General features: G+C 55.7%; 17 protein-coding genes and 1 riboswitch. Of the genes, 11 read left to right on the top strand and 6 right to left on the bottom strand.

From position 1 onward, the window contains the following. The first annotated feature begins 17 nt into the window (after positions 1–17). The gene (locus tag ACJU26_RS12615) at positions 18–404 is read left to right on the top strand and encodes a rhodanese-like domain-containing protein (protein ID WP_414039982.1); all 387 of its coding nucleotides are present in this window, start codon (positions 18–20) and stop codon (positions 402–404) included. A gap of 10 nt (positions 405–414) precedes the next feature. On the opposite strand, the gene ACJU26_RS12610 is transcribed toward ACJU26_RS12615, so the two are convergent. Further along, on the bottom strand, positions 415–1356 hold the full coding sequence (locus ACJU26_RS12610; protein ID WP_414039981.1) for a carbohydrate kinase family protein: 942 nt from the start codon (positions 1354–1356) through the stop codon (positions 415–417). A gap of 86 nt (positions 1357–1442) precedes the next feature. Between ACJU26_RS12610 and ACJU26_RS12605 the strand changes: the two genes are divergently transcribed. The 5 genes from ACJU26_RS12605 to ACJU26_RS12585 all read left to right on the top strand — a co-directional run bounded on the left by ACJU26_RS12605 (position 1443) and on the right by ACJU26_RS12585 (position 6769). After that, positions 1443–2093 carry an outer membrane beta-barrel protein gene (locus ACJU26_RS12605; RefSeq protein WP_414039980.1) on the top strand — a complete coding sequence of 217 codons (651 nt, stop codon included), beginning with the start codon at positions 1443–1445 and terminating at the stop codon, positions 2091–2093. 118 nt (positions 2094–2211) lie between these two features. Next, positions 2212–3381, top strand: a complete 1170-nt coding sequence (gene metK / locus ACJU26_RS12600) for a methionine adenosyltransferase (protein WP_414039979.1) — start codon at positions 2212–2214, stop codon at positions 3379–3381. A 36-nt stretch (positions 3382–3417) separates the two neighbouring features. Next, a riboswitch (S-adenosyl-L-homocysteine riboswitch) is annotated at positions 3418–3500 on the top strand. A gap of 21 nt (positions 3501–3521) precedes the next feature. Then, positions 3522–4928, top strand: coding sequence for an adenosylhomocysteinase (gene ahcY / locus ACJU26_RS12595; protein ID WP_414039978.1), 1407 nt, complete (start codon positions 3522–3524; stop codon positions 4926–4928). Continuing rightward, positions 4928–5746 (top strand): methylenetetrahydrofolate reductase [NAD(P)H], encoded by an 819-nt coding sequence (metF, locus tag ACJU26_RS12590; protein ID WP_414039977.1) that lies wholly within the window; start codon positions 4928–4930, stop codon positions 5744–5746. Before ahcY ends, metF begins: the two co-directional genes overlap by 1 nt. Positions 5747–5896: 150 nt before the next feature. Further along, on the top strand, positions 5897–6769 hold the full coding sequence (locus ACJU26_RS12585; protein WP_414039976.1) for a phosphoribulokinase: 873 nt from the start codon (positions 5897–5899) through the stop codon (positions 6767–6769). 85 nt (positions 6770–6854) lie between these two features. Here the strand turns inward: ACJU26_RS12585 and ACJU26_RS12580 are convergent, their stop codons facing one another. The 4 genes from ACJU26_RS12580 to ACJU26_RS12565 are packed head-to-tail and all read right to left on the bottom strand — an operon-like array spanning position 6855 to position 9333. Next, positions 6855–7478, bottom strand: a complete 624-nt coding sequence (locus ACJU26_RS12580) for a hypothetical protein (RefSeq protein ID WP_414039975.1) — start codon at positions 7476–7478, stop codon at positions 6855–6857. Between the two features lie 11 nt (positions 7479–7489). Further along, positions 7490–8629, bottom strand: coding sequence for an NAD(P)/FAD-dependent oxidoreductase (locus ACJU26_RS12575; protein ID WP_414039974.1), 1140 nt, complete (start codon positions 8627–8629; stop codon positions 7490–7492). 39 nt (positions 8630–8668) lie between these two features. Further along, positions 8669–8899 (bottom strand): sulfurtransferase TusA family protein, encoded by a 231-nt coding sequence (locus ACJU26_RS12570; RefSeq protein WP_414039973.1) that lies wholly within the window; start codon positions 8897–8899, stop codon positions 8669–8671. A gap of 47 nt (positions 8900–8946) precedes the next feature. Continuing rightward, positions 8947–9333, bottom strand: coding sequence for a DsrE/DsrF/DrsH-like family protein (locus ACJU26_RS12565; RefSeq protein WP_414039972.1), 387 nt, complete (start codon positions 9331–9333; stop codon positions 8947–8949). A gap of 358 nt (positions 9334–9691) precedes the next feature. Here ACJU26_RS12565 and ACJU26_RS12560 point away from each other — a divergent pair, with 358 nt between their 5' ends. The 5 genes from ACJU26_RS12560 to ACJU26_RS12540 all read left to right on the top strand — a co-directional run bounded on the left by ACJU26_RS12560 (position 9692) and on the right by ACJU26_RS12540 (position 14188). Continuing rightward, positions 9692–11092 carry a sigma-54 interaction domain-containing protein gene (locus ACJU26_RS12560; RefSeq protein ID WP_414041981.1) on the top strand — a complete coding sequence of 467 codons (1401 nt, stop codon included), beginning with the start codon at positions 9692–9694 and terminating at the stop codon, positions 11090–11092. An 82-nt stretch (positions 11093–11174) separates the two neighbouring features. Continuing rightward, positions 11175–12719: a 2-isopropylmalate synthase gene (locus ACJU26_RS12555; protein ID WP_414039971.1), complete on the top strand. Its 1545-nt coding sequence runs from the start codon at positions 11175–11177 to the stop codon at positions 12717–12719. 14 nt (positions 12720–12733) lie between these two features. After that, positions 12734–13069, top strand: a complete 336-nt coding sequence (locus tag ACJU26_RS12550; protein ID WP_414039970.1) for a thioredoxin family protein — start codon at positions 12734–12736, stop codon at positions 13067–13069. Beyond that, positions 13069–13659 (top strand): 1,6-anhydro-N-acetylmuramyl-L-alanine amidase AmpD, encoded by a 591-nt coding sequence (gene ampD, locus ACJU26_RS12545; RefSeq protein ID WP_414039969.1) that lies wholly within the window; start codon positions 13069–13071, stop codon positions 13657–13659. Before ACJU26_RS12550 ends, ampD begins: the two co-directional genes overlap by 1 nt. Continuing rightward, a complete protein-coding gene (locus ACJU26_RS12540) occupies positions 13628–14188 on the top strand; it encodes a hypothetical protein (RefSeq protein WP_414039968.1) in 561 nt (186 codons plus the stop codon). The genes ampD and ACJU26_RS12540 overlap by 32 nt, the downstream gene beginning before the upstream one ends. On the opposite strand, the gene ACJU26_RS12535 is transcribed toward ACJU26_RS12540, so the two are convergent. Next, positions 14143–14847 (bottom strand): epoxyqueuosine reductase QueH, encoded by a 705-nt coding sequence (locus ACJU26_RS12535; protein WP_414039967.1) that lies wholly within the window; start codon positions 14845–14847, stop codon positions 14143–14145. The genes ACJU26_RS12540 and ACJU26_RS12535 overlap by 46 nt on opposite strands. Positions 14848–14938 lie beyond the last annotated feature (91 nt).

Genomic DNA, 14938 nt, shown 5'->3' with positions numbered 1-14938 from the left:
ATGGAGGGTAGAGAATAATGGCGAAGTCACTGGCGGATTTCATTCGTCATGCCCGTAGTCAGATTCGCGAAATCGACGTGGATACCCTGGAAGACTGGTTGCGGACCCGCAATGATATCGTCCTCGTGGATGTTCGCGAAATCCATGCTTTCAGCGAAGGCCATCTGCCCGAGGCCATTCATGTGCCGCGTGGCTATCTGGAGGCGCTGGCGGATCCGGATTACGGGCATTGCCATCCGGTGCTTTCCCAGGCCCGGGATCGGGTGGTGGTGCTGTACTGTGACAGCGGTACGCGCTCGGCGCTGTCCGCTGTCACCTTGCAGGAGATGGGCTTTCACGAAGTCTACAATCTGGGCGGAGGCATGAACGTCTGGGAGGCGGAAGACAAGCCCATCGTGACCTGAAAGCCCCGGATCAATCGAGTCGGCTGCCGAAATTATCCTGGTAGCGGGCCTGAAATTCTGCCCAGGTGAAGCGATGATTCTGGGTACCGGCGCTTTCGATTTTGTAGGCGCCCATCAACGCGGCGATTTTCCCGCAGGTTTCCCAGTCCCGACCGCGTTCCAGACCAAAAAGCAGCCCGGCGCGATAGGCGTCACCACAACCCGTCGGGTCGATGACCGCCCTGGGTTTCGCGGCGGGAATGTGGATTTCCTGGCCGTCATGATAGATCACGGAACCCTGATCGCCCTTGGTCACAATCAAGGCCTTGAGGCGCTGTTTCAGCTCGTCGGGCTGCAGACCGGTGCGGGCCTGTACCATCTGGTACTCATAGTCGTTCACCGTCAGGTAGTCGGATAGATCGATAAGCCGGGTCAAGGTCTGGGCATCAAAGAGGGGTAAGCCCTGACCAGGGTCAAACAGGGTCGGAATTCCGGCGCGGGTGAGGTCTTCCAGGTGCTGGACCATGGCGCCCAAGCCGTCGGGTGCCACAATGGCCCAATGGGCGTCGCTGGGAATATGACCTTCCAGATGATTCTCCTGGGCCAGAAACATGGCTCCGGGATGAAAGGCGGTGATCTGATTATCATCCAGGTCGGTCGTGATGAAAGCCTGGGCAGTATAATGATCCGGAAGGATACGAATCAGGCTGGTATCCAGCCCCTGATTCTTGAGCTGCTCCAGGTAGGGCGTAAAGTCCTGCCCGGCGGTTCCCACAATGATGGGGTTGCCGCCCAAGAGTTTGAGGTTGTAGGCAATGTTACCCGCACAGCCGCCAAAATCCCGGCGCATCTCGGGGACGGTAAAGGACACGTTCAGCATGTGTACCTGCTCCGGCAGAATATGGGCCTTGAAACGGTCCTGAAACACCATGATGGTATCAAAGGCCAGTGATCCGCAGATCAGTGTGGACATGGCGACTCCTTGTTGGATTTTCATCAAATTATGGGGTTGGGTGTGGTATTTTTGTTGAAAACAAGGTACTATTATAACAGCTTTTCATGAATCGTGTTGTCCTTTCCGAGGTGGGTCTGGTCATGATCAGGGGTTTGGGTGCTGTGCTGGCGGTTTCCGTGCTGGCTCTTGCCGTTCCGGCATGGGCTGCGGGTGCTGTTGCTCGGGATCAGACCTACGTGGACCTTTTTGGCGGGAATACTTTTTTCAGCGGTGCCACTGGTCTTGCCCAGCAAGATAGCGGCCCCGTGCTGGGTTTGCGTCTGGGGAAGCGTCTGGATGGGCATCTGGGCGTGGAAGCGCAAGTGGCTGCCGCATTTGCCCATTTACAGGATGTAGCACCCCACTCCGGGACTACGGACGCGAATCAGTTCAGCGGAGCGCTGCTGGGTAATCTCTATGCTTTCAATAGTCCCAACACCCCCTATCTCTCTCTGGGTCTCGGCGCTTCCAGCAACCTGTTCAATCAGAATCTGGGGCGCGGTACTTCGCTGATGGGCGTGTTTGGTCTGGGATACCAATATTCTCTGGGAGATCATCTGGGCCTGCGTCTGGATGTCCAGGATCAACTGTTGTTTGACAGCCCAACCCCCAACGCGGCCAATCTCAACAATGTGCAGGTCACGGGAGGTATTTCCTATTTTTGGGGTGGCAGCAAAAAAACGCCCTTTCCGGTCATTGGCCCCTCCCGGCCCTGAAGCTTGAGCCGTTTTTGTCCGTGGAGTGAGCGTCTTTCACTTCGCTTGTCTGCAAATCCTTTGCTATAGTGCGTTCTGTCCCCGACTCATCGGCCACGCCAGCAAGGAGCCTGAACGCATGTCCAAAAGCCATCTTTTTACTTCTGAGTCTGTTTCCGAAGGTCATCCCGACAAGGTCGCAGATCAGATCTCCGATGCCATCCTTGATGCCATTCTGACTCAGGATCCGCGTGGCCGGGTTGCCGCAGAAACCCTGGTTACCACCGGGCTGATCGTGCTGGCAGGCGAAATCACCACAAGCGCCATCGTCGATTATGCCGACGTTGCCCGGCAAACCGTGCGCCGTATCGGTTATGATTCATCAGAAATGGGTTTTGACTGGGCTTCCTGTGCCGTGGTGCAGACCATCGATAAACAGTCCCCGGATATTGCCCAGGGCGTGGATGAAGGAGCGGGCCTGGATCTGGATCAGGGCGCTGGCGACCAGGGCTTGATGTTCGGCTTTGCCTGTGATGAAACCGATGTGCTGATGCCGACACCGATTTACTTTGCCCATCGTCTCACCGAGCGCCAGGCCCTGGTGCGCAAGGATGGTCGGTTGCCCTGGCTGCGTCCCGATGCAAAAAGTCAGGTCACCGTGCGTTACGAAGATGGTCGTCCGGTAGCCATTGATGCCGTCGTCCTTTCTACCCAGCACAGCCCGGATATCTCCCATGCGGATCTGGTGGAAGCCGTGCGGGAAGAAATCATCAAGCCGGTATTGCCCCCGGAAATGCTGCACAAGGATACCAAGTATCTGATCAATCCCACGGGACGATTTGTCATTGGTGGACCCGTAGGGGACTGTGGCCTCACCGGCCGGAAAATCATCGTCGATACCTACGGTGGTCAGGGGAGTCATGGCGGCGGTGCCTTTTCGGGGAAAGATCCTTCCAAGGTCGATCGCTCCTCCTCCTATGCGGGCCGTTACGTCGCCAAAAACATCGTCGCAGCGGGTCTGGCAAAGCGCTGTGAGGTGCAGGTGGCTTACGCCATCGGCATATCCCAGCCCGTCAGTCTGACCGTGGACACCTTTGGTACGGGCAAAATGGATGATGACCGCATTGCGGCCCTGGTTCGGGAACATTTCGATTTGCGCCCCAAGGGTATCATCCAGATGCTGGATCTGTTGCGGCCGATTTATGGAAAAACCGCCGCTTACGGACATTTTGGCCGCGAAGAACCGGAATTTACCTGGGAGCGGACCGACAAGGCCGCGGCCTTGCGGGACGCTGCCGGACTGCGGTAAAAAACCTCTGCGCGGAGAGAATCTCCGCCGGAAGATCGGGTCGAGGAGCGCTGCAGTCGCCAAGGATCTGGCGGTCAGGCTCGGCCCGCTTTCCTCCTGTAAAACCGCGCTCGCTTTCATGATAAAAGGAAACGACCTGCATGAATGCTGTGCTGAAAACTGCTGAAGATTACAAGGTGGCGGATATGTCCCTGGCGGCCTGGGGACGCAAGGAAATCCGTATTGCCGAAACCGAAATGCCCGCCTTGATGGCCATCCGGCGCAAGTATCAGGCGCAACAGCCACTCAAGGGCGCGCGTATTGCTGGCTGCATCCACATGACCATCCAGACCGCTGTGCTCATCGAAACATTGGTGGCTTTGGGTGCCGAGCTGCGCTGGTCTTCCTGCAATATATTTTCTACCCAGGATCAGGCGGCCGCGGCTATTGCCGCGGCCGGTATTCCGGTTTTCGCCTGGAAGGGAGAAAGCGAGGAGGAGTACTGGTGGTGTGTGGAACAGACCATTACCGGTCCTGAGGGCTGGCGGCCCAACATGGTACTGGATGATGGAGGTGATCTGACCGGCTTGCTTCACGAGAAATATCCCGAGCTGCTGGAAAATATTCATGGGGTTTCCGAGGAAACCACAACGGGTGTCCACCGCCTCTGGGAAATGGCCAAGGAGGGCAAGCTCAAGGTGCCCGCCATCAACGTCAATGACTCGGTGACCAAAAGCAAAAATGACAACAAGTATGGTTGTCGCCACTCGCTCAACGATGCCATCAAACGGGCCACCGACCATTTGCTTTCGGGCAAGCGCGCCCTGGTGCTGGGCTACGGTGACGTGGGCAAGGGTTCGGCCGCTTCCCTGCGTCAGGAAGGCATGATTGTACGGGTCAGCGAGGTCGACCCGATTTGCGCCATGCAGGCCTGTATGGATGGTTATGAAGTGGTTTCGCCCTACAAGAAGGGCATTAATGACGGTACCGAAGCCTGTATTGATCGGGAGCTGCTGGGACAAACCGATCTGCTGGTGACGGCCACGGGCAATTACAATGTCTGTGATGCCGGCATGTTGAAGGCGCTCAAGAAGGGCGCGGTGGTGTGTAATATCGGCCACTTCGACAATGAAATTGACACGGCCTTCATGCGTGCCAACTGGGCCTGGGATGAGGTCAAGGCCCAGGTTCACAAGGTCTATCGAGATGCCCCTGCGGGCAAGGGCTTCAACGCCGACAGCGATGATTATCTGATCCTCCTTTCAGAAGGGCGACTGGTGAATCTGGGCAATGCCACCGGGCATCCCAGCCGCATCATGGACGGCTCTTTTGCCGACCAGGTGTTGGCGCAGATTCATCTTTACGGTGAACGTTTTGCCGACCTGCCTGCCGATCAGAAGGTGTCCCGGATTGGGATTACCGTGTTGCCGAAAACCCTGGATGAAGAAGTGGCCAGATACATGGTGGAAGGTTTTGCCGGGGTGCTGACCCAGTTGACCCCCGCCCAGGCGGAATACCTGGGTGTGGATGTCCATGGGCCCTTCAAGAATGACGCGTATCGTTACTGATGGCGTATTCCGTCGAGTTTTTTCCGCCGAAAAATGCCGCAGGTGAGGAACGCCTGCGGGAAACCCTCCGCGTCTTGAAACCATTGAAGCCGGAATTTGCTTCGGTGACTTACGGCGCGGGAGGTTCCACGCGGGAGCTGACCTATGCCACGGTCGCCATGATACGTCAGGACTATGATCTGGAGGCGGTTCCTCATTTGTCCTGCATCGGCTCTACCGAAGACGGCATCCGGGAAATTCTGGAAAGTTACCGTGCCCTGGGTATTCAAAAGATTGTGGCCCTGCGCGGTGATCTGCCCGAAGGCATGACCAACCCTGGGTACTTTGAATATGCCGCCGATTTGGTGGCTTTTATTCACCAGTTTGGCGGTTTTGAGATTTATGTGGCTGGCTATCCGGAAATCCACCCGCGCGCAGTTTCTGCCCCGGATGATATCCAACATCTGGTGGAAAAAGTCCAAGCGGGTGCGGATAGTATTATCACCCAGTATTTTTATAATCCCGATGCCTATTGGCAACTTCGGGACGATTTACAAAAGCGCGGCATTGATGTTCCGATCATCGTAGGGGTCATGCCCATCACCAACTTTGAACAGATTACCCGCTTTTCTGCCATGTGTGGTGCCGAGTTACCCCAATATCTGCGCCGCCGCATGGAGGCCTATGGCGATGATCTGCAGTCTCAGATCCAGTTCGGGATTGAATTGCTGAGTCGGCAATGTGAACATTTGCTGGCGCAGGGAGCACCCAGCCTGCATTTTTACACCTTGAACCAGCATGAGGCGACCGCTGCCATCTGGCAGAATCTTGGACGGTAATCGCGACCTTGATGCACTTTGCGGCGGTATGTGGACGCTATCCGGAGCGCTTCATATTGACCGTCAGACCTTCTTTGTTACACTGATCGAAAGGCGGTCTTTGAATACGCGGGCCAGCGCAAGCATTTTTCACACTATGAGGTCCAAACCATGTCCAAAAAATATCCCGTTGTCGCGGTCACCGGTTCTTCCGGAGCGGGTACCACCACCGTCAAGCACGCCTTTCATGACATTTTTCGGCGTCTGAAAGTCAACCCGGTCATTATTGAGGGGGACAGTTTTCATCGCTATAACCGGGCGGAAATGCGCGAAGCCATTGCCAAGGCTGCGGCTGAAGGAAAAACCATCAGTCATTTTGGACCGGAAGGCAATGATTTCGAGGCCCTGGAGCGCCTGTTCCGGAGTTATGGAGAAACCGGCCACGGGCAGATGCGTTATTATGTGCATGATGAGGTCGAGGCTGAGTTGCGGGGCAGCGCGCCTGGAACCTTCACGCCTTGGCAGGATATGCCCACCGGTACGGACCTGCTTTTTTACGAAGGTCTGCATGGTGGTGTAAAAACCGAAGATGTGGATGTGGCTAATTATGTGGATCTGCTGGTGGGGGTAGTTCCGGTCGTGAACCTCGAATGGATCCAAAAAATTCATCGGGATAACGCCCAGCGCGGTTATTCTGCAGAAGCCATTGTGGACACCATTCTGCGGCGTATGCCGGATTACATCAATCACATTACCCCCCAGTTCTCACGTGCCCATATCAACTTCCAGCGCGTACCTCTGGTGGATACCTCCAATCCCTTTATAGCCCGGGATATTCCTACCCCCGATGAAAGTATGGTGGTCATCCGCTTCCGGGATCACAAGGCCGAGCATTTCCCAACCTTGCTGCAAATGATTCCCGGAAGTTTCATGTCGCGTTCCAACACCCTGGTGGTGCCCGGCAGCAAAATGGGCTTTGCCATGGAAATCATCCTTGGTCCGCGGATAGAACAGATGCTGGAAGATAAAAAAGAAGCTCTCTGATACAGCGCCGGGAGATAAAAAAGCCCCTCAACAACAGGGGCTGCAAGCGGGGCGAGTAGAGCGCTTTGTAATACTATTTTGTTGATCAGTGCCTCAGCCGGCAGGAACGGAAGTGTTTGCCGACCAGCATGAGGAACTGAAGGGTTTGCTGGGTTTCGGGTTTTTTCATCATCTCCCAGAGTCCTGAGATGCCGCCCTTGGGAGCCGGAGCGCTGGCGGCCTCTTCGGTGGCACCACTGAGGCAATGCAGGAAATCCGTGAGGATATGATCCTGATCCATTTTCTCGGCGACGCCGAGCAGATGGTCCATGACCCCGGTCCGCGTGGCCCGATCCAGCAGGCACATGGCATCGGTAGCCAGAGAAGCGAGCCGGGAAACCATTTCGTCACTCATGGAATCACCGACTGCTCCGGCCATACGCGCCAGGTGGACAATGCGCTCCAGATCCCCATTCTCCACCAGTGCCGAGATGGCCGGCAGGGCATTGACCACCTGACTGCGATTCACCCGATCCAGCAAGTCCAGGCCATCGCTGGCCAGGCCGGCCAGACGCCCGACCATTTCATCGCTCATGGAATCGGCAGCCGCGCCACTAAGCCGCGCCAGCTGCACAATGTGTTCCAGATCCCCATTCTGCACCAGACGCACCAGCGCCTCCTGGGCACGTTGCAGTTCATCCTGAGAAGTTTCTGCCAAGACTGCAGCCATGCGTCACCTCCTCAGAGTAAACCACGGGCAGTCGCCCAGTAGAGTTTGTTGTAGGACATCTTGAAGGCATGGACGGCACCGGTGGGTGCCTTGGGCTGGGGTGGGTTTTTGTAATCGAACACGGCATAAGTGGCCCGATCCTTGCCCGCCTCGATGAAGCAGAACACCTTGCCATCATAGCTTTTCACCGGCCGCCCCATCTTGATGATCGCCGCTACATTCTCGGCAGCGGTTTCCGCCTCGAAGTGCGCCGTGGAACCCGCCTTGCTGATGGGCAGATTGGTGGTATCGCCGAGGACCAGGACATTCTTGCCGTGTTCGCCTTCCATGTGCAGGGAAGAACGATTGGTGGGAATCCAGCCATTTTCGCCCAGGCCATTTTTCTCGATGACTTCTTGCCCCTTGTGGGGAGGTACCGCCACCAGCAGATCGTATTTGACGGCGCTCCCTTCTTCGCTCAGCACTTCGGCGTTTTTGCCGTCCACTTCTTTCATGTTGAAGAGGGTTTCGTACTTGATACCCATCCGGTCAAATTCCGGCGCCGCCCATTTGGCCACATTCTCCAGACTGTGGACGCGACCAATGGGGTAGGTGTAGTAGAACTCGGTCTTGTCCAGCAGGCCGCGATCCTTGATGAAGTCGTGCATGGCAAAGGTGATTTCCAGGGGAATCATCGGGCACTTGTGGGGCAGGCCCACCGTCACCACAATGCGTCCCCCCTTGAAGTCCGACAGTTGCTTGAAGAATTCCACGGCATCGTCGGCGGTATAGCAGTTGATGGAATTTTCCTTGAGGCCGGGAATTTTTTCGGGCAAAGGCCGCGAACCCGTCGAAATGACCATCAGATCATATTCATGGATCTTGCCGCTTTGGCACTTGACGTGGTTCTCGGCCAGATGAAATTCCTCGACAGGATCCACATGGAACTCGATACCCGGTTCCAGCAGGCTTTGCTGCTCCCGGACCAGTTCGTCGGGAGTCGCGCGACCCATGGCCACGTAGAGCCAGCCCGGCTGATACACGTGCTCATGGCTGGCAGACAGCATGGTGATGCGCGCCTTGCCGGATTTCATTTCATGGTAGATGCGTCGCGCCAGATGATTCGCGAAAATGGTACCGCCCATACCGCCACCTACAACCAGAATTCTCATGATGTCACTCTCCTTGGGTCGTTTGACCCTGTGAATAACTTACTTGGCCTTGCGGACCCGGATATGCCAGGTGCCTTCGCCGTCCTGTTCCGTATCTATCATTTCATGCCCGACTTTTTTGACCCACTCCGGAACGTCGGCAGCAGAACCGGCGTCGGTGGACAACAGTTCCAGTGTGTCCCCCACCTGCATCATTTTCATGTTGGAAATCAGTTCCATCAGCGGTCCCGGACAAAAACTGCCCCGGGCATCTACGACACGTTCACTCATGTGCTACTCCTTACTCGCCATGTATATGGGGAAATCTGCGCATACCATCAGAAGGTCAGAATCTGACCACCCTCGGCATCACTCAGGAACTTGGTCAGACCCAAAGGCCCTGCCACAATCTCTTCCATGCCGTCCTCTTGGACGCCGAGGACATCCATCGCCATGGAACAAGCCCAGATCTTGGCATCACCCAGTTCTACCGCCTGTTCGAAAATCTGATAGAAAGGGGGCACCTTGCGTTCCGCCATAATTTCTCCCATCTTGCCTTCTGCCGGTGCTTCCTTGCTTTCGCCTTTGATGAAGTAGGGAAAGGCGTTCATGGACAGAAAAATATGGACGGCAGTTCCTGATACGGCGGCTACGGAAGCCGCCATCGCTGCAAATTGCAATTTTTCGCGCTCGCCGCTCAAGCAAATAATGTACATGCCAGCCATATGGACTCCCCTTGTCAGTGGATGCCTAACCAGACAAGCAGTAAATATGCCAGACAAAAATAATGTCATGGTTTTAGTCTAACCATTTCATTATCATGATTGATTAATAAATCATGATAATCTGATTGATGGATTAACTCCGGGTTTTAACCTGGGAGGTTATGGATAATGTCATGACCTGTCATGACAAGTCATGACATTATTGGGAAGCGGATAAAAACTGTTCATAAATAAATATAATTTAGTTATGTCAATAAAAATTTTCTTGCATCCCCATGGGAAGAGGGTGTGTATTATTTGTAGAGATGTTTCAGATCTTCACTCAATGACGCTGGCCGACCAGGCCCCGAGGCAAATGATGGATATGCAAAATCGTGATCCCACTTCTGCCGATGGACAGCCGTCCACCAAGAAGCCGAGGTCTGCACCGGGGCTGGATGTGCAAAGTGTTTTGAACATCCAGCAGAATCCCATGGTTTTGATTGATGAACATTATCGGATCATTGCGGCCAATCGTGCCTATCAGGAAGCCTATGGCATGCAATCTGATGAGGTGCTGGGACGCTGCTGTCATGAAGTTTCCCATCATTCGCCGGTGCCTTGTCACATGCGTGGAGAGGATTGTCCCCATCAGGCCGTTTTTACGACGGGCGAGGCCCACGATGTCCGGCATATTCATTACGACCATCAGAATCATGCCGAACATGTGCGTATTCGTGGACATGCCATAAAAGATCAGGACGGGAATACCTATTTGGGTGAAGAAATCATTCGTCTTCTCCATCATGATGATGAAATTACCTGTGGCGAAATGCGCATGGTAGGCCGTTCTCCGGCCTTTTTGAAATGTTTGCATCATATCGAAATGTCTGCGCGCACGGATGCCAGCATTTTGTTCTATGGTGAAAGCGGGGTGGGCAAGGAACTGGCCTCCAGCGCTTTACATCAGTTTTCAGCCCGGGCTTCAGGAGCCTTCATTACCGTAGATTGTGCTTCCCTTCCGGAGACATTATTTGAAAGTGAATTTTTTGGCCATGAAAGGGGTGCATTTACCGGGTGTCTGGGACGGAAGCGCGGCCTTTATGAGATGGCCGATGGGGGAACCCTGTTTCTGGATGAAGTCGGCGAGTTGCCCTTGAGCATGCAGGCCAAATTGTTACGGGTTCTGGAAACGGGAACCTTTCGGCGCTTGGGCGGGGCGGAAATCTTGCATGCGGACGTGCGCATCATTGCGGCGACTAATCGCAATTTGCTGGAAATGGCGGAGGAAAGGCAATTCCGCGAGGATTTATATTATCGACTGGCCGCCATCACCATTGATCTGCCGCCCTTGCGGGAGCGTCGTGAGGATATTCCCGGCATAGCTCAGGTGTTATTGGAGCGGATCGGGAAAAGTTGGGGAGGGCAGTGGTCTCTCTCGAAAGAAGCGGAAAGACGTTTGTTTGCCTACGATTTCCCGGGAAATGTCCGAGAACTGCGCAATATTCTGCAAAAAGCGGCGGCTTTGGCTGATGGTCCAGTCATTCAGGCTAGCCATCTGGATTTTGAATTATCCCGGCCCGGTGCTGCTGGGCCGCATTGGTCGGCTTCCTCATCCGCCAGTGATGCATCAGTCCACCAAACGCCGCTGCGGACCAGGACCCAGCCGGATGATCTGGATGCCTTGTTACGCCAACACCAGGGTAATCGCCGCCGTGTTGCCGAAATTCTGGGGGTGAGTGAGCGGACGGTGTATCGCTGGTTGCGCCGCAGATCCTGAGCGCTGTCCGCAGATCGGGTGGTTGTCTTCGTGAAAGCCGCGTAGCAGAGTACAATCCTTCCAGCAGGTTGGGAGGAAGACCATGAAAACAGCCACAGAACATTTGATCATTTTTGATACCACCTTGCGCGATGGTGAACAATCTCCGGGAGCTTCCATGACTCGGGAGGAAAAATTGCGGATTGCCCAGGCCTTGGAACGCCTGCAGGTGGATGTCATCGAAGCGGGTTTCCCCGTCGCCAGCCCCGGTGATTTTGCTGCTGTGCAGGCCATTGCCAGAACCGTGCGGGAAAGTCGGGTCTGTGGGCTGGCGCGGGCGCGGGATGAGGATATCCGGCGCGCGGGCGAGGCGCTGAAAGAGGCCAATGCGGCGCGCATTCATACGTTTATTGCTACCAGCCCGATTCATATGCAATCCAAATTACGGATGCGTCCCGACGAGGTGCTGGAGCGTGCGGTCGCTGCGGTAAAGCTGGCGCGGCAATTCTGCGATGATGTGGAATTTTCTCCCGAGGACGCGGGGCGATCCGAGGAGGATTTTCTGTGCCGGGTCATTGAGGCGGTGATCCAGGCCGGGGCGCAAACCATCAATATTCCCGACACGGTCGGCTATAATCTCCCTGATCGCTTTGGGCAACTGATTGCCCATTTGCGGCAGCGGATTCCCAATGCGGATCAAGCCATATTTTCCGTGCACTGTCATAACGATCTGGGGCTGGCGGTGGCCAATTCCCTGTCTGCCGTGCAGCATGGTGCCCGCCAGGTGGAATGTACCATCAACGGCCTCGGCGAGCGGGCCGGCAATGCCGCTCTGGAAGAAATCGTCATGGCCGTGCGCACCCGCAGGGACATTTTCAGTTGCGATACCCGCATTGATACCCGCCAGATTGTCGCGACCAGTAAACTGGTTTCGACCATTACCGGTTTTCCGGTTCAGCCCAACAAGGCCATTGTGGGTGCCAATGCTTTCGCCCATGAGTCCGGCATCCATCAGGACGGCGTGCTGAAACACCGCGAGACCTATGAAATCATGCGCGCCGAGGATGTCGGCTGGTCAGCGAACCGGATGACCCTGGGCAAACTCTCGGGACGGGCTGCCGTGCGCGCACGTCTGGATACCTTGGGCATTCACCTGGACAAAGACACCCTGGATCAGGTTTTTGCCCGTTTCAAGGATCTCGCCGACCGTAAGGCCGAAATTTTCGATGAAGATCTCCAGGCACTGGTCAATGAAGACCTGCAGGAAGATCAGGCCGAACATTATCGTCTGGGTTATTTGCGGGTCTGCTCGGAAATGGGTACGCATCCCGAGGCGACGGTGGAAGTCTGGGTGGATGGCGTGGCCAAAACCGCCAAGGCGCAGGGCGGCGGCCCCGTGGATGCGGCATTCAAGGCCATGGAAAGTCTGTTGAATAGCAAAGCCCGTTTGCTCTTGTATTCAGTGAATGCCATTACCACCGGCACGGACGCCCAGGGTGAGGTGACTGTTCGCCTGCAGGACGCCAGTGGCCGCGCAGTGAACGGTCAGGGTGCCGACACGGACATTGTGGTGGCCAGTGCCAAGGCTTATCTTTCCGCCATGAATCGTTTGCGTGGCCCGCAGGAGCGGCAACACCCGCAGCTTTAGCAGGAGGAATGGTTATGCAAACGGTTTCCGAGCTCGGATTTTGGCAGCGCATGGCAGCAACCCAGGGCGAAGTCGTGCTGTTTTTCAGCTCCGCAGGGTGCCATTCCTGCCGTATCTGGCGGCGGCTTCTGGCGAAACTGGAAGAGCACCGCGCCAATCTACAGGTTTGGGAGATTGATGCGGGGGTGGATATGGGGATTACCCAGGAGTTTGATGTGTATCATTTGCCGGCTTTGTTCTGGTTTCGAGATGGGCAATATCAACGGCCGATTCAGGTGGAAGCACGGGTCCATGCCCTGGAGCAGTGGCTGGATGCCCATGCCGACCTCCCCCCTGAAGAGTTGCCTTGATGACGGAGTCCACGTCTCCCTGGACTGCGACGGGCTGGCATGGCCAGGCGCTTGCGGCGCCATCTCCCTACTACGATCAGCGCCCTGCTGGTACGGTCGTGGACCTACTGGTCGTGCATGCCATCAGCCTGCCGCCTGAACAGTTTGGCAGTGCCGAGGTACCCCGGTTTTTCATGGGCCGTCTGGATTTTGATCGGCACCCTTACTATCAACAGTTGCGGAACCTGCGGGTGTCTGCCCATTTTTTCATTGAGCGAGATGGCCGGCTTTGGCAGCATGTGAGTGTTTGGGATCGGGCCTGGCATGCGGGCGCGTCTTCCTGGCAGGGACGATCTGCCTGCAATGACTACAGTGTGGGCGTTGAGCTGGAGGGCAGCGAAAGCACACGCTTCTTGCCGGAACAATATCAACGCCTGGCGGCTTTAGCCAGGGATTTACAGGCATTGTTTCCGGCGATCAGTGCAGAGCGCATGGTCGGCCACGCGGATATTGCTCCCGGCCGCAAATGGGATCCAGGCCCGGGATTCTCCTGGGAATATTTTACAGAGGTGTATGCGCATGGCGGAGATCAAACAAGTCCCGAAACGTGACTGGCGAAGGGGTTGGACGGGGCCTTTGGTAGTATTTGTGCTGCTGGTGCTGGGCACCTTGTGGTGGCTGGGAGTGTTTCATGGCGCAGAGGTGCATGAAGAAAGGGGGATGGCCCATGCTTACATCTACCAGAATTTTCAGGGCACTTATCGGCAGATGGTCAAGGCCAGAGGCAAGTTGGCTCCGCAGTTACCAGCCAGTTTGCGCGGTCATACGAAAATCACCCTGATGGAAAGCGAGACAGGTAGCGGGGGCGATGCCCGGGTCAAAGCCCGGTTAGGCTATCTGGTGGATGCGGATAATGGAACCCCGGCAGGGTGGTTACGGGGCGAGTGGCCAGCTCAGGGTGTCGTCAGGGTACAAGTGACCGCCAATGCGGCTATCGCCTCGTGGAAGGCCTATTCAGCCCTGGCGGACTGGGGAAAAGCCCGCGGCATGCCCTTGCATTATCCCTTGTTTGAGATGCTGGGTCCGGGAGACCGCTATGTATTGTTGATGCCCTTGAAGTCCTCACCCGCGTTTTCCTGAGGGCGCCTGTCCTTGCCGTAAAATTTGATGCCGCGCAGAATTTTTTCGCGGCCCTGACTGAGGCGATGCAAGTTGGTGTCGCGCAAGGAATAGATACAGCCGCAGTATTCCTGCTGATAGAACTGTTCCTGCTTGGCGATTTCAATCATCCGGGCACTACCCCCGCCCTTGCGCCAGTTGTAATCCCAGTATTGCAAGCCTTCATGCCGGGCAGCCGCCCGGGCTCCGCAGGCATTGATCTGGTTCATGTCTTTCCAGCGCGAAATGCCGAGGGTGCTACTGAACACGCTGAAACCGTGTTCTGCCGCGTAGAGCGCGGAGCGTTCAAAGCGCATGTCGAAACAGGCGGTGCAGCGTTTGCCCCGTTCCGGTTCCCATTCCAGGCCTTTGACTCGCGCAAACCAGTTGTCCTTGTCATAATCCAGATCGACGAAAGGCACGCCCAAGGCTTCGGCATAGCGAATATTTTCTTCCTTGCGCAATGCGTATTCCGCCTGGGGATGAATATTCGGGTTGTAAAACAAAACCGTATATTCAATGCCGGCCTTGCGAATATCGTCCATGATCGGCCCGGCGCAGGGAGCGCAACAGGAATGGAGCAGGATATGGGTACTGCCGTCGGGAGTCTGCAAGGGTAGGGGAGGCTTTTTTTTGGACATGATCAATACCTGAAAAAGCACTAACTGGGTATAAGCATACAACCCGGCCAACTTTTTGCCAAAAGGAGGCGATGATGCCCAGTGATTTACG

Source organism: Acidithiobacillus sp. M4-SHS-6 (genome assembly GCF_047421495.1).
Classification (GTDB): domain Bacteria; phylum Pseudomonadota; class Gammaproteobacteria; order Acidithiobacillales; family Acidithiobacillaceae; genus Acidithiobacillus.
The sequence above is the reverse complement of the archived record's forward strand: the minus strand, read 5'-3'. Positions and strand labels throughout refer to the sequence as shown.